Source organism: Nocardia nova (assembly GCF_002933465.1).
In the GTDB taxonomy this organism is placed as follows: domain Bacteria; phylum Actinomycetota; class Actinomycetes; order Mycobacteriales; family Mycobacteriaceae; genus Nocardia; species Nocardia nova_B.
The window spans coordinates 18,520-39,558 of the sequence record NZ_PSZE01000042.1; the positions used below are offsets into that span (position 1 = coordinate 18,520).

A 21,039-nucleotide genomic window follows, 5' to 3' on the forward strand; every position below is an offset into this window, starting at 1 on the left:
ATGGCCCGCTTCCGGGTGGTGACCAAACACCAGATCTCGGGGTGGCGGTTCCTGTTGCGCCGGATCGAGCACGCGCTGGTCCGGCGCGATGCCTCGATGGTCGACGATCCGCAGCGGGGTCGCTCCACGGCCTTGTCGATCGGCATCGCCCTGGCCTGTGTGGTCGTCGCGGGAGCCGCGGTGATGGCGTTCTTCAAACCGGCCAAGCAGGTCGGACAGGCGAATATCGTGTCCGACAAGGATTCCGGTGCGCTGTTCGTCAAAGTGGACAACCGCCTGTATCCGGCGCTGAACCTGTCCTCGGCGCGGCTGATCACCGGAGCGGCGGCCAACCCCGTACCGGTCTCCCGCGACGAACTCGCGAAATATCCACGCGGTCCGTGGGTGGGGATTCCGGGAGCCCCAGGCGTGATGAGCGATACCGGCGGTCGGGACTCCTCCTGGGCGGTGTGCGATACCGCGCGGATCGGCGCCGCGGCACCGGTCGACCAGCGAACCGGATTGCCCACCGCGGGGGCGGGTGTGCGGACCACCGTCATCGGCGGACCGCTGACCGTCCAGACCGAGGGTGACGGCGCGATCCGCGATCTGGGCGCCGACGAGGCGCGGCTGCTGCGTCAGGACGACAACACCTGGCTGGTCTACAACAACGGTGATCACGGAGTCGTGCGAGCGGCGATCAACCTCGCTGATTCCGCGGTCACCCTGGCCCTCGGGATCGACGCCACCGCACCGGTGATCGAGGCATCCAGGGGACTGATCGCCGCGATTCCGGAGGCACCGCCGCTGCGTGTGCCGGAGGTGCCAGGGGCCGGGGAACCCGCTGTGCTGAAGGGCGGTATCTCCGCGCCCGTCGGTTCGGTGGTGACGGTGTCCAACCCCGGGCGCGGCGCGTCCTACTATCTGGTGTCCCAGTCCGGGCTGGTCCAGGTCGGCTCCGTCCTGGCGTCGATGATCCGCAACTCGAATTCCCGTGGCGCCGTGGCGAGTATGACCGTGGGGCCCGACGCGGTGGCGCAGAATCTGCGGCCCGGTTCCTGGCCGGGCACCTCGACCTACCCGAGCCGTCCGGTCACGCTGGCCGATCCGGAGAAGTTCGGCGTGACCTGCTTCCACTGGTCGCGCGGAGCGACCGAGGCGAATGCCGTCACGCGCGCCCTGGTCGGACGGCAACTGCCGTTGCCGGTCGCCGAACAGAATCAGGTCGTGCCGCTGGTCACCGCACCCGCCTCGCATGGCGCCACCGCCGATGCCGCCTATCTGCCGCGGAATTCCGGCCGGTTCGTGCAGCTGACCGGAAGCGATCCGAACTCCCCGCTGCGGGAATCGCTGTTCTGGATCTCCGACAGCGGCGTGCGGTACGGGATCAATGTCGGCATCGGGTCGGGTGACCGCACGGTCGCCGCGCTCGGCCTGCAGGCGCCGGTGCCCGCGCCCTGGAGCATCGTGTCCCTGTTCGCCGTCGGCCCGACCCTCTCGACCGCGGACGCCCGTATCCAGCACGACGGAATCGCACCCGACAAAGCCGCGGTCGGCCTACCGGAGAAAACCGGGGGAGGAGCCTAGTGACGACCACCCGGCGCTTCGTACGGCCCGCGCGCACGGTGAAGGGCCCGAAGGCGCCCGCGGTCACCGAGCTTCGCCTGCAACCACCCACCGAACTTCCCAAACCCGTTCCGGCGTCGCGGATTCGGATGATCATGCCGGTGGTCATGATGGCCGGTATGGGCGGAATGATGGTGATGATGTTCCGCAACGGCGGATCGTTCTCACCCACCATGCTGTTCTTCCCGATGATGATGGTCGTGTCGATGTTCGGCATGATGGGCGGCGCGCTGAGCGGCAACGGCGGTGGCGGCGCGGCGGGGCTGAACGAGGAACGCAAGGACTACCTGCGTTCGATCGCCGAGAACCGCAAGACCGTGCACGCCGCCGAGGCGGAACTCTACGAATATCTGCGCTACACCCATCCGGGCCCCGCCGAGCTGTCTCGCCTCGTCGGCGGCAAACGCATGTGGGAGGTGCAGGTTTCCGGCCCGCAGTTCCTGCGCGTGCGCATCGGCCGGGGGCGGATCGCGAACCAGGTGCGCGTCATCGTCCCGGAGGCGGCGCCGACCTCCGACCTCGATCCGGTCGGCGTGGTCGAGGTGACCCGTTTCGCCAAGGCCTATTCCACGGTCGGCGGCATGCCGGTGGCGATCAACCTGCTGTCGGTGCCGCAGGTCGGATTCGACGGCGACCACGGCGCCACGGCCGCGTTGGTGCGCGCGATGGTCGCCGAGATCGTCGTGCTGCACGGGCCGGATCAGGTCGCGATCGCCGCGGTGCTGTCGGATCCCGATGCGCCGGAATGGAAGTGGCTCAAATGGCTGCCGCATACGCAGCACCCCAGCGAAACGGACGCCATCGGATCCAGCCGGATGGTGTACCGGTCGGTGGGGGAACTGCGGTCGAAGGTGCTCGCCGGTCTCAACCGTGGACCGTTCTCGGCCAACACCCAGCCGACCATGGACCGCACCCACTATCTGCTGCTCGTCGATACCGACGGGCCGACCAACGAACGAGACATCTCCGGCGTCGACGGCTGCACCTGGCTGCGGCTGGGCGTCGGGGAACAGAATCTGCCGCGGGCGTTGAAATTCGTCGTCGACGAGGACCGGCGCCTGCAGGAGGTCACCTCCCGGGGTTTGCGCGCGGTCGGCGTCGGCGACACCATGTCGGTCACCGCGATCACCGCGCTGGCTCGCAGTATCTCCTCGTATCGGCTGTCGAGTGTGGTCGAGGCGGTCACCGCGGAGCAGACCAGCGGCGGGACGTCGTGGGAGGAGATGGTCGGTATTCTCGACCCGGGCGCGATCCGGGTCGAGCGGCAGTGGCCCCGCCGCCGCGACAGCGACCGCGGCCGGCTCAACATCCCGTTCGGTCACGATCCGACCGGCCAGGTGGTGTATCTCGACATCAAGGAATCGGCCGAAGAGGGTATGGGCCCGCACGGTATGTGCATCGGCGCCACCGGCTCGGGCAAATCGGAATTCCTTCGCACCCTCGTCCTTTCGGCGATCGCGACACACTCGCCGGATGTGCTGAACCTGCTGCTGGTCGACTTCAAGGGTGGTGCGACCTTCCTCGGTTTCGACCGGCTCCATCACGTCACCGCGGTCGTCACCAATATGGAGGAGGAAGCCGACCTCGTCACCCGTATGGAGGACGTCATCAGCGGTGAAATGGCCCGGCGGCAACGCATTCTGCGCGACGCCGGCAACTTCGCCAGCGTGGCGGACTACGAGCGGGCCCGCGAACAGGGTGCGCAACTGCCGCCGCTGCCGACGCTGCTGATCATCCTCGACGAATTCGCCGAACTGCTCGAACAGCATCCCAACTTCTCGAAACTGTTCGTCGCCATCGGCCGTCTGGGCCGGTCGCTGCGTATCCATCTGCTGCTGGCCTCGCAGAAGGTGCCGGCCAACCGGATGGGCGAACTCGAGGCGCACCTGTCGTATCGGGTCGCGTTGCGCACCAACCAGACCAGTGACTCCCGCGATGCCATCGGCACCGCCGACGCCTATCACCTGCCGAAGAAACCCGGTGCCGGATATCTCCGGGTCGGCTCCGGTGATCTGCAGCGCTTCCAAGCCGCCTATGTCGGTGCGCCGTACACACCGCCCGCCCAGGCCGCGGCGTTGGGGACGACACAGCGCGCCCGCCGCCCGGGTGGCGGATACCGTCCCCCGCAGGCGTTCACCGCTGCCTACATCGCGCCCAGCCGGGTGGAACCGGTGGCCCCGGCCCCGGTCGTCACCCTCCCCGACGCTCCGGAGGCCGAACCGGTGACCCTGATGGAGACGGTGCTGCAGCAGTACGCCGGGCACGGCCGCCGGGCGCACGCCATGTGGTTGCCGCCCTTGAGTATTCCGGCCACCCTGGAGCGCCTGGTGGCGGCGGTCCAACCCGGTACGTTGCAACTGCCGCTGGCGATCGTCGACAAACCGCGACAGCAGCGCCAGGACGTGTGGTCGGTGGACCTGTCGGCCGGTGGTGGGCATATGGCGATCGTCGGTGGGCCGCAGTCGGGTAAGTCGACCGCGCTGCAGACCCTGGTCGTCTCCGCCGCCATGACGCACAGCCCGGAGCAGGCGCAGTTCTACTGCCTGGACTTCAGCGGAGGTCTGTCCAGCCTTCGCGCCATCCCGCACGTCGGGTCGGTGGCGTCGGCCCGGGACGTGGACCGCGTGCGCCGCACCTTCGCCCTGGTGACGAACCTACTGGCTTACCGGCAGTCGATGTTCACCGAACTCGGTATCGACAGCATGCGCGAATTCCGCAGGCGGCGAGCCGATCCCGTCGAATCCGAGAAGCTGACCGCGTACGGGGACGTGCACGGGGATGTTTTCCTCGTCATCGACGGCTGGGATATCGGCTTCGCGGTCAACGGACCGTTCTACGACGAATATTCACCCGTCATCGAATCCATTGCGCTGCAGGGCCTCAACTATGGCGTCCACCTGGTCCTGAGCAGTTCGCGCTGGGCGGCGATCCGGCCGGCGATCAAGGACCTGCTGCAGACACGGCTGGAAATGCGTCTGGGCGATCTCACCGATACCGTATTCGGCACCCACCGCGCCATCGTCGCGTCCATTCCGCCGGACCGGCCGGGCCGTTGTATTTCCAGCGAGGCGTTGCACATGCTGACGGCGTTGCCACGTATCGACGGAGTGGGAGACCCGGAGTCGGCGGCGGCCGGGCTGGCGGCCGCGGGCGAAGAACTGAACCGGCGCTACGAGGGCCGTCGCGCACCCGAGGTCCGGCTGCTGCCGTCGAAAATCGAATTGGATCGTATTCACGAAGTTGTGCCGGAACCGACGAGTCTGGCTCAGCAACTGGTGACTCCGTTCGGTGTGCGCGAATCCGATTTGGGCGTGGCGGCAGTGGATTTCGGGGTTTCCACGCACTTCATCGTGGTCGGATCACCCGGATGCGGAAAGTCCACGGTACTGGCGGATCTGATGCGTTCGATCGACCGGCGCTTCGGCCCGGATCAGGCGCGCATCCTGCTGGTCGACTATCGTCGCCAGCATATGGACGTGGTTCCCGACGAACGGTTGATCGGCTATCTGACCAGCGAACGGGATCTGCAGGAGGGCCTGCCCGGATTCGCGGACAAGATTCGCAGCCGGCGGCCTCCGGACGGTGTGACCTCACAGCAGCTCAAGGAGCGCTCGTGGTGGAGCGGACCGGAGATATTCGTGGTGATCGACGATTACCACATGGTCGCGCAGCGCGGCATGCTCAATCCGCTCGACCCGTTGAAGGACATCATCGTCGACGGCCGTGACACGGGTCTGCACATCATCGTGGGACGTAATATCGCGCAGGCGGATTCGGCGATGTACGACAACATCATGGGTCAGATCAAGAACCTGAACTGCTCGGGTTTGATCATGGACGGCACCAAGCTCGACGGAATGCTGATCGGCGACGTGAAGGCAACGAAACAACCGCTCGGTCGCGGCATTCTGGTCGAGCCGCTGCATTCGCGGCGCGATCTCGTGCAAGCCGCGTGGACACCGACCGAACAGTGAGATCGCCGTCATCTTCCCAACATTGGGGATGCCTTAGCGTTCATCCTGTACCGCTCGTCGGAGGCGGTATCGTCGTTAGGAGAGGTCGATGTATCTCAATGTCACTCCTGAGAACTTCCCGGCTATCGCCTCGCAAATCCAATTCACCGCCACGGGATTACAGGGCGCTCTCGGAGCCCACGAGCCGGCCTGCCACCCGGCCCCGCCGGGCATCGACGATGTGAGCCGGATGATCCCGGAGGTGTTGAACCCCTGGGGCGAGGGCTTTTTCACGACAACCGCGCACGGCGCCGTCTTGCAGACGGAGGCCTCGGCCGTGATGCCGGAGGTCGGCACCGCCTATTCGGGGAGCGACATCATCGCCGGCGCCGATGTCGCCACGCACGGTCCGATATTCAACGTGTAGCCACAGATTGTCGAGCCGAGGCTGATGTCATGGCGTTCCTTTTCGACTTCCATGCGTTACCGCCGGAAATTAATACCTCTCGATTGCTGAGTGGTCCTGGTCCGGCATCGACGCACGCGACCTCCACCGCCTACGCGGACCTGGCGGCGCAACTGAATGCCGCGGCGGCCGATACCGAGGCCACGATGGCGACGATCTCGGGCTCGTGGCAGGGTATGTCGGCGGACAAGGCCCGCGCGGCATTCCAGAAGCATGCGGCGTGGCTGCAGGAGCAGGCTGCAGTAGCGGGCACCGCCGCCGTGCTGGTGGGCGAGGTGGCTGCCGCGGCGAAGGCCGCGCGCGGTGCGATGACTCTGGTCAAGATCCATCTGAAGGCGAACAAGGCGAGGCGTAAAGCGTTGCTCGCCAAGATGGCGACGGCAAGTGCCATTTCCACCGCGGGGCCGGTCGGGGCCGCGGTGGGAGGTGCGATGCTGGCCGCGACCCTTCCGGCGCTCGCGGCCAACGAATTCGAGTACTTCTTCGTGATCTGGCCGGAGGCGGCTCTCGTCATGGACGGTTATGCGGGTGCCGTGGTGCCCGCGCTGGCCGCCCTCCCGAAGCCGCTCACGGCACCACCGATCGTCGGTGGTGGCGCTCCGCCGCCGGATATGCGGTACAAGATGACCCCGGACACGACGGCGACGCCGCGGCCCACCGCCTACCAGCATTCGAATACCACTGACGCCGGCGGTAATTCGCACTCCACCACCGGGAATCAGAACACCTCTACGAGCAACTCTCATTCGGGCGGGGGCGACCAATCCTCGGGCGGCACCCACGACCCGTCGGGCCCGGGGGACGGGCCGCAAGGGGCCGACCCCACGGGCCCGGAGAGCGGGTTGTCCGACCCCACCGGGGCAACGGACGCGCTGTCACCGATGTCGGATAACGGCCAAGGCGGCGGCGAGGGATACGGTGACGATCCGCTGGCCGGGCAGGACGGCTTGTACGGCATGTCGGCGACATCGCCCACCCTTGCCGGTCTGACCGGCGGAATCGGTAGCACGGTGGCATTTTCGATGATGCGCGGTGGGGTCGGCTCGATGCCCGGCGCCGCCACCGGATTCCGGATGCCCGGTAACTGGAATCCCGCGTCCTTCCGTGCCTTCGGAGCCGCGGACGGCCAGCCCACCACGAATCTGCCTCCGCGCCAAGGTCCTACGCGCGGGGCAACGGCACCCAAGGCGCAGATGCGACGCCGCAAGGACGAGGAGCGCAAATCCAAGTCGGCGGTCTTCGTACCGGGTGAACCGATGGATGTGCCCGTCCTGGAGAAGGTTCCGATCGTCGGAGTCATCGAATACGCCGGCGACCGTAGAGACGATCCGGTATTGGAACCTCAACTCGCGGTCGGTGTGATCGAGCGCATCGATGACGATGCGGCGATTTCGGCCACCCCCGAACGTCCCCGGTGAACAAGACCGAGGTCGCGTGTAATTCAACACCGGAAAGGAACCACAGATGAGTTACGTCTTCAACGGCGATCCCCACGAATTGATCCCGGCCGCTCAGAAGGGCATCGGTTTGCAGGGTAACCACGAGGGATACCTCAAGGCCCTGCTCGCGGTCAAGGACGAGCTGGAGGCCGCGGTGCGGAGCCCGCAGGCCACACCGGCGATCGCCTCGTCCATGCAGAACGCGCTGGACAAGGGCAACCGGCTGGGCAACGCATTCCAGGACATTCTCAACGTTCTGGTCGATTCGGCACACAAATTCAGTGCCGCCGACATGGATGCGTACGCCGATCTCATCCGGCAGCAGGAGCAGATGCACGGTGGTGCGCAGGCTCTCGGTACGGATATGGGTGCCGGGGCCGGCAACGTCGCGACCAGCACCATGGCAGGAAAAGTCAACATCGACTTCTAGTGCAACGCAGTAATTCACGTATCAATTATTCGAAAGGATTTCGCCATGGCCGGTGGAATGCAGTACAAGTTCGGTGAAGTCGATACTCACACGTTGACGTTCGACAACATCGTCAAGAACATTCAAGAAAACAACGGTGCGCTGGATTCGCTGGCGAAGGGTCTGCAAAGCTCCTTCACGGGTGAAGCCGGTGATCAAGGTTGGGGTCCCAAGATCCACGAGCTCCTGAACAAGATCACCGACTACAACAACGCACTCCATGCCCTGAACGCCACCGTGAAGAAGCACTGCGCCAGCGGTGGCGCGATGCAGGACACGGACAAGCAGCAGGGTGGCCGATTCATGGCGCTCGAGATCTAGGCATTTGCATCTCGAAGATCAGGTGGTCGACGATCCCGTCGCGGTCGAAATCAACGTCGATGCCGCCCTGCTGTTGAAAACGCTGGTCGGCATCGACTCGTATCCGCCGGTGCTGGCATTGCTGCCGAACATCTACCGCATCGAGGACCGGGACCGGGTCCACGAGGTGGTGGCCGCGCAACTGACCGACGCGGGCGTACTCCTCGACGACGGACGAGTACATCCCGTGGTCGAGCGGTGGCTGCAATGCCTGTACCGGCCGGATGTGGAGCTGGCCGTTCGCATCGTGGATACGGGGCTGGACGGGGAACCACGCGGCATGCTGCGGTTGTCGCTGGTTCGTTCGGGGCTCGATCACGTGCTGGCGGTGCGTAACGACGACCACGTCGTCATCCAGTCGGTGTTCCAGCAGGACGAGGATCTGGACATCCTTGCCGGGGCGATCGTCTCGGCACTGGGGTCGGCGCCCGCGGCCTCGCTCGAACCGTGGCAGGTGTCGTCCGCACAGCTCTCCGCCGTCGCGGCCGAATTCGGCGAATCGGCCGAGCCGGCCGAATTACGGCGCGCCTTCGTGGAACTCGGCGCCCCGCCGCGGACCGCGGCGGTACTCGAGCGGGCGTTGGACGAGGTGTTCCGGCGGGCGGAGGTGCTCGTGCTGGAGCACCACGACGGGGAATACCCGCGACCGGAGGTGTGTCTTTCCGTGCTGGACACCGTTTCCGGACGGCTCGTGGTGAGTCCGAGTGTGGCGATGGATGGTGAACTCTGGTCGACCTATCAGCCGGGCGACGACGCGGCGATCCGCTCGGGAATCATCGCGCTGATCAACCTTTTACCCGGCCGAAGTTGGTTCGAAACCAGCCGAATCAGCTGAATTCACAGCCGGTTTCGAGAAGGATGAGGATATGAACCGAGCACCGAATACGAACGGGCATACGGCCGAGTCCGTGCGGGCTCGGGGTGGTTACGACGCCTATTTCACGCCGATCCCCGAATCGGCAGAGCGGGCCGGAGCCGCCGAAATGACGAACGACGATACGCGGCAGTCGGCCTCGCGACGGGATGCGGCGCCAACCTCCGCCGGATCGGCGGCGGCTGGCGCGCAACCGAATTCACCGTCGGCCGGTGCACCCCAACCGGCTACCGGGCCGACGGGCGCGCCCGCACCCGGCGGCGTAGCGCTACCGCCCGCGGGAGCCGCGTTCGCGCGGGAGAGTTACGGCGGTTTCGGCGATCTGCGTGCGAGCGGTGAGCGGAATCCGGCGGCCGGTGGATCGAGCGATATCGGCGCGTCCAGGTCCGACAGCGGCACGGTGAACACCACGGTGGGACAACAGAACACCACATCCGGAACCGTCGCGAACTCGGCGCAGCCCGGGTCGGCGCATGCTGCGTCCGCCGCGCCGCAGACGCCTCCCGCCCCGCCGCAGACGCCTCCCGCCGCGCCACAGGCGCCGACCGCTGCACCGCAAACCGCCGCGCCGCAGGCATCGTCCGCCGCGCCGCAGCCTGCCGCACCGTCCCCATTCGCGCCGCAACCGGCGTCCACGTCCGCCACCGATGCGGTCGCAGCCGCCAGCTCCGCGACATACGCGGCGGCGCAATCGAATTCGCCGTCCGGCGCGGGCGAGGGCGATGCGGCGGCCTGGACCGCGAGCACCGAACCCGCGGCGTGGACGCCGCAGTCGGCGACCCCGGAGAGTCGGCCCGCGGCCTGGCAGCAACCGCAGGCGAGCGGAGCCCAGCTCCCGGACCGGCTGAGCCAGGCCGAGGCCGCCGCCCGGGTCGAGGTGCTGCCGGCGACCCTGACCTCGATGGATCTGCTGGCCGATATCACCGCTGCTCGGCGAGCCCAGCTCAAGTCCACGACCGGCATGCGGGGTGCGCTGAACAAGGTTGGCTTCAATCTGGGACTGTCGCCGGCCGAACAGCGCACCGAAGACCGTCGCGCCCGGATCCGCCGACAGTTGAACGCGCCCTATCAGATCGCGGTGATCAGTGTGAAGGGCGGCGTCGGCCGCACCACGATCGCGGCGACGCTGGGATCCACGTTCGCCGGGCTGCGGCCCGACCGCGTGGTCGCCGTGGACGCCAACCCCGACTTCGGTGACCTGCCCTCGCGTACCGCGCCGCATCCCTACGGGCTGACCCTGCGCGATATGGCGCAGGCCGCGAATCTGGACGCCTTCTCGGCGGTGCATTCGTTCACTTCCATCAACAACGCCGATCTGGCGGTGCTGGCCTCGCCGTGGAGTACCGAGTCGATCGAGGCGCTGTCCGGCCGGGAGTTCGGCGTCGCCGTGCAGACGCTGCGGCGGCACTACAATCTTCTGATCGTCGACTGCGGCACCGGCGTGCTCGATTCGATCACCCAGATGGTGCTGAAGACCAGTGATGCGATCGTGGTCGTCACACCCCCGACCGTCGGCGGTGTAAAGGGTGCCGTCGCGACCCTCAATTGGCTGAATTCCCATGGGCTGCAACATCTCATCGCCGGTTCGGTGGTGGCGATCGTGCATCAGCAACCGGTCAAGCCGACCGTCGAGGTCGAACAGATCGAGAAGCTGTTCGCCACCGCGCAGCGTCCGACCCGAGTGGTGCCCTACGACGAGCATCTCGCCGAGGGCGGTGAGATCGATCTGCGCCTGCTCGACAAGACCACCCTGCTGGCCTTCGAGGAACTCGCCGCCGGCCTCGGCGACGGATTCCCCGGCTATCCGGGAGCGGCGACGAGCGGGGTCCGCCGATGAGCACGGCCGTCGCGGCGCCGGGTGCCGCCCCGCGGGCGGCGGCACAACAGGCCGAGGTGGCGCGGGCACGGATCGCGGTCCTGGTCGCGACCTATCAGGTCGATGTGGTCGTTCCGACGAAGTTCGCCGTGGAGACCTTCATCGACGACCTGCTCGGGGTGCTCGCGCGCGCGATCGACGACGAGACGGTGGATTTCACGCCGCCGGCGGGTCAGTGGAGCCTGGCCCGGCCGGGCGAGCAGCCGATTCCGCGGTGGCGCAGCCTGGCCGACCACGACGTGGTCGACGGCACGGTGCTGATGCTGTCCGTGGTGGAGTCGGCAGAGGTTTTCACCCCGGTCGTCGAGGACATCACCGACGCACTCGCGGCGATCAACGAGCGCGAATTCGCGGAGTTCGATTCCGAAACCGTTGCCACGGTCGGTTCCGCGGCGCTCGGTGTGGGCGCCTTGGTGGCGGCGGTCTTGTTGTCCTGGTCGTGGACTCGCAGCGGGTCGCTGTGGTGGTGCGGGCTGCCCGCTCTGCTGCTCGGCGCCGCCTGCTGGGGCGCGGCCGTCGTGGCGGGTCGGGGCAGGACGCCCGTCCGCGTCGTCCTGGGATTGGAATTATCCGCACTGCCACTGCTTTTTGCGGGCGGTGCGATGCTGGTGCCGCCGGCCTACGGTCAGCCGGGTGGCTTCGCCGCGGCGAATGTCGCAGCCGGCGCGGTCGTCGCCGCGGTCGCGGCGGTAACGATGTTGCGGGCGAGCGAGTCCGGCACTTCGGCGCTGACCGCGGTCGCGACCATCGGAGTGGTCCTGGCCTTCGCGGCGCTGGTCCCGACCTATGTCGACGTATCTGTCGAAAAAGTCGCGGGCGGAATCGTTTTCGCAGCAGCGGTGCTGTTGACCGCGGCGCCGCGACTGGCCGTGGTCGCGGCGCGGATCCGGCCGCCGGATCTGCCGGACCCCGGCAACGAGGTGGCGCCGGCCACGCTCACCGATATCTTCGACGCGGAGACCGTGCGTGCGGATCAGCTCGATCAAAGCGCCGATGCGGAGCGGGAACTGCGCCCGAACACCGGGATCGAAACTCGCGCCCGGCTGGCCGTGACCAGCCTGCGCGGTCTCATCGCGGCGGTGTCGGCCCTGCTGGCGGGGGGTGTGGTCGTGGCCGCCGAGCAGGCGCCCGGTGGGATCCGCGAAATCGTGCTGGGCGCCGCCGTGGCGGGCATTCTCGTCATGCGGGCGCGCTGGTATCCGGATCGGGTGCAGGCGGTTTCGCTGTGCGCCGCCTCGGCGGTGGCGACGGTGGGGGTCGCGGCGGTCACCGTCGGCGCGTACGGCACCGACTACGCGCGACTGGCTGTCGTCGGGGTGCTCGTCGTCGCCGCGGTCGCGGCCTGCGTCGCCGCCTTGCGGCTGCCCGGCCGACGCCTGTCTCCGGTGACGCGACGCGTCATCGACCTGGTGGAGTACGCGCTCATCCTGCTGGTTCCGGTGATCGCCTTCTGGATCATGGGCATATACACGGCGATGCGAGCGATCTGATGATCATGCGCAGACCGGTGAGCGTGCTGCTCGCCGGATTGGTGGCGGCGCTGACGGTCGCGCCGGCGGCCGTGATCGCCCCGGCCGCGGCGGTGGATCCGCCCGAGGCGATCGTCGGGGCCGCGCCGCCGGATGGGCCCCCGGGGCCGGAACAACCGACCAAACAGGACAAGGGCTGCCTGGCCGCGGGCGTCCTGCCGGGCAGTGACCTGACCCAGGTTCCGCCGTCCGACCGCGCGCTGGATCTGCGGCGAGTCCGGCCGCTCAGCCGTGGCACCGGGGTCACCGTCGCGGTGATCGACACCGGTGTCGCTCCGAATCCCCGGCTGCCGAACCTGGTCGGTGGTGGCGACTACGTCGCCGCCGGGGGCGACGGACTGTCGGATTGCGATGCGCACGGCACCCTGGTCGCCGGGATCATCGCCGCAGCTCCGGATCAGGCCGACGGATTCGCCGGGGTCGCGCCCGACGCGCACGTGATCTCCATTCGCTACCGGTCCGGTGCGTTCAGCCTGGAACGTCCGGAGTCGGGCAACTCCGACGACGAACCCGCCCGCCAGATCCGGACTTTGGCCCGGGCGATCACCCATGCCGCGAATCTGGGCGCCGGTGTGATCACCGTGGCGCTGCCGGTCTGCCTCGGTGCCAATGCGCGTATCGATCAATCGATGCTCGCGGCCGCTGTGGGCTACGCGGTGCACGTGCGCGGTGCGCTCATCGTCGCGGGTGCGGGCAACACCGGCGAGGCCGGTTGTCAGCAGAACCCCGATATCGATCCGAGCCGGCCCACCGACTCTCGCAATTGGAAAGGCGTCCAGACCATTTCGACGCCCGGGTGGTATGCGCCGGATGTGCTGACGGTCGGCTTCACCACCGCTACCGGCGCGCCGATGCCCGAATCACTTTGGGGCCCTTGGGTTTCGGTGGCCGCCCCCGGAACCGGAATCGAATCGCTCGGCCCCGGCGGTGGTGGGCTCATCAATGCCGTCGGAGCCGGCGACAAGATGGTTCCGGTGGGGGGCGCCTCCTTCGCCGCGGCCTACGTCAGCGGGGTGGCGGCGCTGTTGCGCTCGCGGTTCCCGAACGAGACGCCCGGCGAGATCGCCGCGCGACTGCAGGCCGGCGCCCATGCGCCCGCCCGTGGGGTCGACAACGTCGTCGGCGCCGGGGTGATCGACCCGGCCGCGTCGCTCGGCTATTCCGAACCGCCGCAGGCGCCGAGCGGGTTGTTCCGTACCTCGGCGCTGATCGTGCCTCCACCCGGGCGTCCGGCCGACCGGCGTCCCGGAATCACGGCACTCGTCGTCGTGGCGGTGGCGCTGTTGCTCGGGGTGGGGGCCGGTTATGCCAACTCCATCGTCCGGAGGCGTGGGTGAGTTTTCCGAGGATCGGAGGCGGCGCGCCCGAGCGCGGACCGCTGGCGGCGGTGGTGATCGTCGGAAGCGTCGCCGTGGCGGGCCTGTGGGGCCGGGTGCCGTGGTGGATCGCACCGGCGGCGGCGACGGTCGTGGCGATCACCCTCACAGCGCGTGTCGGCGAGCGCACCGCGGTGCGGTGGCTGCTCGACTGGTGTGACTATCGCTTCGGGCGGCAGGCGCGCCAGGAGCTGCTGCATCGGCTGTCGCGATTACGCGACGTCGAGGTGGCCGCGGGCGTCTGCGGTATCCGGGAGGACGGATCGTCGTATGTGGCGATGGTCCAGCTCGCGCCGAATCTGGATCTGCCGACCGTGATCGCCGAGCGTGAGCTCTATACCGAGGACACCGTCCCGGTGCAGGATCTGCTGCCGATGCTCGACCAGTTCGGTGTCCGCATCGAGATCGACATCGTGACGACCGGTCAGCGGGTACGCCCGGCCGGCAGTTACAGCATGCTCTACGACCAGCTGATCGGCCCGCACCCGGTGGTCGGCGACCGCATGACCTGGCTGGTGCTGCGGCTGGATCCGGAGCACAACCTGGAGGCCCTGGTGCGGCGGGGTCCGGTGGCGCGGTCCGCTCCCCGGGCACTGGCCTCAGCCGCCCATCGCATCGCCGGTCGTCTGCGGGAACGGGGGATGGTCGCGCACGCGCTGCCCGCCGAGGCACTGGGTGATGCGATCCGCCTGCTGCACGCCGGCGTGGAACTGACCGATCTGCGGGAGACATGGCATCACCTGGAATCCTCGGCACCGGGACGCAGTGTCACCAGTTACCTGATCGACTGGACCCGGCTCGGCGACGCCGGCCTGGACGACTGCTGGTCGTGGCACCGCGGGCGCACCACGGTGGTGGTCAGCCTGGCCGGCGGCGCGCTGGGCGCTCGCGGCCTGGTGCGTTACGTGGGCCCGGTGTCCTCGGCCGCCCCGCCGGGGTATCTGCGACCGCTGGGCGGGCGGCAGGCCGAGGCGTTGCGCGCGAGTTTGCCCACTTCGACCTCGGTCCATCGCATTCCGCGCACGGAATCCGGGGGCGATACGGCGACTCCGGAGCAGCTGGACGCATTGACCATCGCGATCGGTCCGAGCGGTCAGATCCTCGGTTCGATCAGCGGCAGGCCCAAACACACGCTGGCGTTGCCGCTGTTCGACCCGGTGCGGTACAACCCGCGTCACCGCACGATCGATGTCTACGCCGACCTTCCGGTCGCCCAGCAGATCGTGCTGCGCGCGATGGTCGTGGGCGCGGATGTGGAAGTGCACTCGGCCCGGCCGCAGCGCTGGCAGCAACTCGTCACAGCGGTGGGCGATCCCGATTCGCTACGGCTGGCGACCGACGCCTCCGGCACCGAGCAGGCCCCGGCGGCGGCCGGCCAGGCGACCATCGCGGTCTTCGACCAGATACCTCCGCGCGCCTCGGCCGCGCACACGACGGTGACCATCAGCGAACCCGGCGCACCCCGTCGGCGGTCCGCCGATCTGGCGATCGACCAGGTGAGCGAGACCGCCATCGACGTCAGCATTCCGATGCGGACGGTGCGCGTGGATCTGATCGAGCCGCGAGGTGAAACCAGATATCTGGACTCCATGGGCAATCCACCGGCAGCCGGACCTCCGGCGATCACGGTGGCGGGTGGCGCATCGATGCCGCCGGCAGGTCCGGCTCATGTGGTCGACGCCGAATCGGACGAGGTGAGACGGTAATGTTGATCAACGTGGTAGCGGACTCCGCAGCGGACGGCAGGCAATCTTCGGATCGAGACCCACAGAACAGACACCAGAATGGAGGCGAGTTCGGGGTGCTCGATCCCGAGCGTCGTGAGTCCGGCGCCGATGAGCAACTGACACCGCGGCAAGCGGCGGCGGCGATCTTCTCGGCCAGATTGTCGGAGCTGATCGCCGAATCGGTGGTATCCACCGAGGATGGCTCGACCCGTTCGCTGACCTTGTATTCGCTGGCTCAGCATCTCGAGCTGGCCTATCCGGATGTTCCGGTGTCGCAGTCGGGTCTGTATCGACTGGTGCACGGCGAAGCGATTCCCAGGCTCGATCTGATCATCGCCCTGGCCCGTGTCTTCGATGTGCCGCCGGAGTATTTCGTGGCGGCCGAATCCGGCCGCTGATCCCGCCGGCCCGAACTTCTCTCCAGCGGGAATAGGCTTGGCGCGGACCGTATTCCGGTCCCGATACCATCGCACGCATGTCCGACAAGGACCCCGCAGACATCTTCGTGCGCCATCGTGGCGCGGTCCTGGACGCGTTGCTGTCGGAGCCGGGTTTGTCCGCCGCCGGAGCCGCCGACCGCCTCGGTGCCGCTGATCCGGTGTCGGTCGGAGTTTCCGTCCCGAGGGCGGAATCCGCCTCGGACCGATCGGACCGATCGTCTCGTCCTGCGGCGAACGGCGCCGCCCGCCCGCCGAGCGGGCCCAAGGCCAGCGACCGGATCATGGCGTTGCTGAACGGCGAATCCTTGGACGGACCGTCGGGCTTGGAGTTCACCTCCGATTTCTCCGATCGCGCCGGCGCCCGGCTCGATCGGACGGGCGCGGCCGAGACGAAACCCGTTGCGAGCGAACCGGAGAAGCCGGCACAGCCGGACAAGGCGGAGAAGGCGGCGCGGGCGGGCGCCGCCGCGCCGGCGCAGCAGCTGCTCGCGATGGTGCGCAAGCCGAAGGTGGCGATCGCGCTGGCCGGTGTGCTGGCGATCGTGATCGTGCTGGCGCTGGTCACCACCGGCGGTAGGAACGACGGCGGAGACCAGGTCAAGGTCGTGACGGCCGCCGCGGCGGCACCACCGAGTGCCGCCCCGACACCGTCCGAATCGCTGACCGCCGGAACGGCGATCCAGGTGAAGGCCGCCGAATCCCATTGTCCCACCGGCAGTACGCCCGGCATGGACGCGTTCTCGGGTCAGGCGGACAAGGCGTGGTCGTGTGTGCGCGCCTATCGGGTGGACGGTCAGGTACTGACCATCGATCTGGGCAAGACCTACCGGATCGACTCCATCGGCATCGTGCCCGGCTGGGACAGCATCGGCTCCGACGGCGCCGACCAGTGGACCAAGTTCCGGACCGTGAGCCGCGTTTCCTATCGGTTCAACGATCCGGGCGTGACCACCTACACCCAGCAGACGATGGATCAGCGGAGCCTCGTGGTAACCAAGATCAGTCCACCGGTCACCGCGTCGAAGATCACGCTGACGATCCTGGAGTCGAAGGGTGACGCCTCGATCAACACCACCGCCATCTCCTCGATTGTCGTCACCGGCCAGTGAATTCGCCGCATCAGATCTGTGAGTACTGCTCGCATCGCAACAGCGGTGGGGATTCCCGCTGCGGGCACTGTGGGGCGCCGCTGAAGGCGGTGGGCGATGTGCTGGGCGAGCTGGGCCGGACCGCGGCCGGTATCGCACCGGTGATCATCGGCGCCGAGAAGCTCGCAAGTGGTCTGGAGAAGGCGGCGTCCGGCGGCGAACACGCCGCGGGAGACGCGAAAAAGGAAGAAGACAAGGTCTTTCCGGCCTGGCAGTGGAAGGCGGCGTTGGGTGGGGCGGTCGCCCTGGTGCTGCTGGCCGTGCTGGTCCTGCGCTCCTGTTCACCGGGCGCGCCCGCCATCGGCGACCTGACGCCGGTCGATACGCTGCCCGAACTGATGCGCGCCGTATCGACCTGTCAGCCGGCCTCGGACGGCCAGGGCGATTCCTGTGTCGTCTCCGCGGACGATCCGTTGTTGTCGGGCGGGATCACGGGTGGGCGGGCGCTGACCTTCACCGTGCGCACCGATCCGCCGGAGCGCATCGGTGACACCATCGCGCGCTGGCGCACGTCGGGTGCGGCGATCGTCTCCGACGGTACGGCCTTCGTGGCGATCGGCCCCGCGGTTACCGTCTGGTATGCCGATAGGCATTCGGGCCTGCATCTCGAGACGGGTAGTTTCGCGAATCGTGCAGGCGCGCAAACATTTCTGTTCCGATCCGGTTTGGTTCGCTGAGAAACCGGTAACGACGCGCAATCCTTGTTACACTAAATAACGTGCCGTTGTTTAACGGCACGTTCAGACAGTTTCCGCAATACTGCGGTACCGATTCCGATCTCGGGAAGGCACGGGTCGATGGTGGCAACTACCCAGCAGACGATTTCATGGAAGCGATTCCGTGATGATCCGACAGATCTGGAGGCGGTGTACTTCCGCTGGATTCAGCCGGGAGCCGCGGCGCCGACGATCACCGACCGTGCCGAGCAGATCTTCCGGCATCATCTGGAATTGGCTGCGGGGCGGCGGCCGGGGATCGCGGTCACCAGGCTGTATCGCGCCGAGGACGGCAGTGGCCTGGGTCCGGCGTTGCAGATCGTCAACGACGATATGCCGCTGCTGGTGGATTCGCTCACCGCGGCGCTGCAGCGTCTCGGGGCCACTGTGACCGAGGTGGTGCATCCGGTTTTCGACGTCCTTCGGGACCGGCGCGGCCGGTTGCGTGCGATCGCCCCCAGCGAGGGTTTCGATGTGGCGCAGGCGAATTCGGCGAGCCGGTCGGAGGGCAGCGGAAACGTCGTCGCCGAGTCGTGGATCCATGTGCAGCTGGGTGCCGGGGATTCCGACGCGGTGCTGGACCGGATCGAGCGGGCGCTGCCACCGCTGCTCGGCGAGATCCGCCAGGTCGCCAATGATACCGAGGCGATGACTCGCACGATGGGATCGCTTGCCGCGCGGCTGGATTCGGTACCTCAACCCTCCGCGACCGAGGCAGCCGACTGCGCGCAATTGCTGCGGTGGTTGGGCTCCGGGCATTTCACGCTGCTGGGGTACGGCTACTACCGGGTACATCCTGGCGCCGACGGACCTGAGCCGCAGCAGGTTTCGGGCACCGGTCTCGGTGTGCTGCGCAACGGATCGGGCGTGGATGTGGGGACCCCGGCGCTCGGTCCGGAGCGGATTCTGCGGCTGTCCAACGGTTCCCTGGATTCACTGCTGCCGGGATCGCCGGATGTGTACGTGGTCAGCGTCGCCGATTACGCGGCCGAGACCACGCCGTCGGTGGCCGGGAAGGTGGTGGGGGAGCACGTTCTCGTCGGAACCTTCACCGTCAGCGGTCTCCACGAGAACATCCTCGACATCCCGGTGATCTCCCGCCGCGTCCACCAGGTCATCGAATGGGCGGGGCTGGCGCTGAATTCGTTCTCCGGCCAGGCGCTGCTGGAGATGTTGCAGACCTTCCCGCGCGTCGAACTGTTCTCCACCGACGCGCGCCGCCTCTTCGAAACCGTCTCGGCCGTTATGAATTTGGGGCTGCGCCGCCAGATTCGGCTGTTCCTGCGGCGCGATGTGGGCAGCAACGCCGTGTACTGCCTGGTGTACCTACCGCGGGACCGCTACTCGACCGAGGTCCGGTTGCGGATGCACGAGATCCTGCGCCGGGAATTCGACGCCGAGCAGATCGCCTACTCGGCGCGCGTCACCGAATCCGAGCTCGCCGTCGTCTATTTCACCGTTCATCGCGGTGCCGACGCCGAACCGGCGGATATCACCGAATCCAACCGCGAACGCATTCAGGATCTGCTGTTCGCGACCACCCGCAGCTGGAGCGACCGGCTGGTCACCGAGGCCGCCGGCGTCGCCGAACTCGCGGCGCCGGTCGTCCAGGACTATGCGGCCGCCTTCCCGGTGACGTATCAGCAGGAGTACGAGCCCGCGCGGGCGCTCGACGATCTGTGCCGGTTGCAGCGCTTGGCCGATGGGCAGATCGATACCGATCTCTACCGCGTCGCCGGCGCCCCGGCCGGGGAGTGGCGATTCACCCTGTACGTCGCCGGGACCGAGGTATCGCTGAGCCGGGTCCTGCCGCTGCTGCACAGTCTCGGTATCGAAGTGGTGGAGGAGAAGCCGTACCGGCTCGAACTGCCCGGCGCCAGCACCCGGTGGATCTACGACTTCGGTCTTCGGGTCGCGGCTACCGCGCTGCGCAGTACCGGCGATGGTGATCCGGAGGCCGATCTGAACCGCGCCGTGGCACTGGAAACGTTGCCGGACACCAGCATCCGGCGGCGCCTGCCGGAGGCGGTGGCGGCGATGTGGTTCGGCGAGTGCGAGGTCGACGGACTCAACGAACTCGTCCTGCGGGCCGGATTGCACTGGCGCCAGATCGCGATGCTGCGCGCCTACGCGAAGTACCTGCAGCAGGCGGGGTTCGCCTATACCTTCGCCAACATCACCCGTGTGCTGCTGGCGCAGCCGAGTACCGCGCGCGCCTTCACCGAATTGTTCGACGCCTATTTCGATCCCGACCATCTCGGGCCGGTCGCGACCGCGCGGGCCGCGGGCATCTCGGCGCGCCTGCAGGACGAGATCGACGCCGTGGTCAGCCTCGACACCGACCGGATTCTGCGGGCGATTCTCGGGTTGATCACCGCGACCCTGCGCACCAACTATTTCCGCCGCGACGAGCACGGGAACCCGCCCGGCCATCTGTCGTTCAAGTTCGATCCGCATGCCATCGCCGAATTGCCGCGGCCGCGGCCGCAGTTCGAGATCTTCGTGTATTCGCCGCGGGTGGAGGGCGTGCATCTGCGTTTCGGCGCGGTGGCCCGGGGTGGTTTGCGGTGGTCGGATCGTCTGGAGGATTTCCGGACCGAGATTCTGGGTCTGGTGAAGGCGCAGGCGGTGAAGAACGCGGTGATCGTGCCCGTGGGCGCCAAGGGCGGTTTCGTGGTGAAACGCCCGCCGGCCGCGACCGGTGACGCGGCGGCCGACCGTCAGGCCATGCAGGCCGAGGGCATCGCCTGCTATCGCACCTTCATCTCGGGACTACTGGATGTGACCGACAATGTCGATCACGCCGGCGGTGAGGTGATTCCGCCGACGCGGGTGGTGCGTCGTGACGGTGACGACACCTATCTGGTGGTGGCCGCGGACAAGGGGACGGCAACGTTCTCGGATATCGCGAACGAGGTCGCACAGCAATACAACTTCTGGTTGGGTGATGCGTTCGCGTCGGGTGGTTCGGCGGGGTATGACCACAAGGCGATGGGGATTACGGCGAAGGGTGCGTGGGAGAGTGTCAAGCGGCATTTCGCGGAGATGAATGTCGATACCC

15 protein-coding genes are annotated in these 21,039 nt (G+C 67.7%); all 15 read left to right on the top strand.

Going from position 1 to position 21,039, the window contains the following annotated elements:
• Entirely contained in the window at positions 1-1,566 is a 1,566-nt protein-coding gene (gene eccB / locus C5E41_RS30840; protein ID WP_104379220.1) for a type VII secretion protein EccB, read from the top strand.
• Entirely contained in the window at positions 1,566-5,579 is a 4,014-nt protein-coding gene (eccCa, locus tag C5E41_RS30845) for a type VII secretion protein EccCa (protein WP_104379221.1), read from the top strand. The genes eccB and eccCa overlap by 1 nt, the downstream gene beginning before the upstream one ends.
• A gap of 88 nt (positions 5,580-5,667) precedes the next feature.
• Complete coding sequence (locus tag C5E41_RS30850; protein ID WP_104379222.1) at positions 5,668-5,985, top strand: PE domain-containing protein; 318 nt, start codon at positions 5,668-5,670, stop codon at positions 5,983-5,985.
• Between the two features lie 29 nt (positions 5,986-6,014).
• A complete protein-coding gene (locus C5E41_RS30855; RefSeq protein ID WP_104379223.1) occupies positions 6,015-7,442 on the top strand; it encodes a PPE domain-containing protein in 1,428 nt (475 codons plus the stop codon).
• A gap of 46 nt (positions 7,443-7,488) precedes the next feature.
• Positions 7,489-7,893 (top strand): hypothetical protein, encoded by a 405-nt coding sequence (locus tag C5E41_RS30860; RefSeq protein ID WP_104379224.1) that lies wholly within the window; start codon positions 7,489-7,491, stop codon positions 7,891-7,893.
• Between the two features lie 45 nt (positions 7,894-7,938).
• Positions 7,939-8,253, top strand: coding sequence for a WXG100 family type VII secretion target (locus C5E41_RS30865; protein ID WP_104379225.1), 315 nt, complete (start codon positions 7,939-7,941; stop codon positions 8,251-8,253).
• A gap of 22 nt (positions 8,254-8,275) precedes the next feature.
• On the top strand, positions 8,276-9,127 hold the full coding sequence (locus tag C5E41_RS30870; RefSeq protein WP_104379230.1) for an ESX secretion-associated protein EspG: 852 nt from the start codon (positions 8,276-8,278) through the stop codon (positions 9,125-9,127).
• A gap of 31 nt (positions 9,128-9,158) precedes the next feature.
• Complete coding sequence (locus C5E41_RS30875) at positions 9,159-11,003, top strand: AAA family ATPase (RefSeq protein ID WP_258081373.1); 1,845 nt, start codon at positions 9,159-9,161, stop codon at positions 11,001-11,003.
• Positions 11,000-12,532, top strand: a complete 1,533-nt coding sequence (eccD, locus tag C5E41_RS30880; RefSeq protein WP_104379226.1) for a type VII secretion integral membrane protein EccD — start codon at positions 11,000-11,002, stop codon at positions 12,530-12,532. The genes C5E41_RS30875 and eccD overlap by 4 nt, the downstream gene beginning before the upstream one ends.
• Positions 12,532-13,908, top strand: a complete 1,377-nt coding sequence (mycP, locus tag C5E41_RS30885; protein ID WP_258081374.1) for a type VII secretion-associated serine protease mycosin — start codon at positions 12,532-12,534, stop codon at positions 13,906-13,908. Before eccD ends, mycP begins: the two co-directional genes overlap by 1 nt.
• Complete coding sequence (gene eccE, locus C5E41_RS30890) at positions 13,905-15,653, top strand: type VII secretion protein EccE (protein WP_104379227.1); 1,749 nt, start codon at positions 13,905-13,907, stop codon at positions 15,651-15,653. Before mycP ends, eccE begins: the two co-directional genes overlap by 4 nt.
• Positions 15,654-15,748: 95 nt before the next feature.
• Positions 15,749-16,072: a helix-turn-helix domain-containing protein gene (locus tag C5E41_RS30895; RefSeq protein WP_051757256.1), complete on the top strand. Its 324-nt coding sequence runs from the start codon at positions 15,749-15,751 to the stop codon at positions 16,070-16,072.
• Between the two features lie 77 nt (positions 16,073-16,149).
• Positions 16,150-17,223: a discoidin domain-containing protein gene (locus C5E41_RS30900; protein ID WP_104379228.1), complete on the top strand. Its 1,074-nt coding sequence runs from the start codon at positions 16,150-16,152 to the stop codon at positions 17,221-17,223.
• Positions 17,220-17,939, top strand: a complete 720-nt coding sequence (locus C5E41_RS30905; RefSeq protein WP_104379229.1) for a hypothetical protein — start codon at positions 17,220-17,222, stop codon at positions 17,937-17,939. The genes C5E41_RS30900 and C5E41_RS30905 overlap by 4 nt, the downstream gene beginning before the upstream one ends.
• 120 nt (positions 17,940-18,059) lie before the next feature.
• On the top strand, positions 18,060-21,039 hold a 2,980-nt coding region (locus C5E41_RS30910), incomplete at its 3' end, for an NAD-glutamate dehydrogenase domain-containing protein (protein ID WP_146097749.1).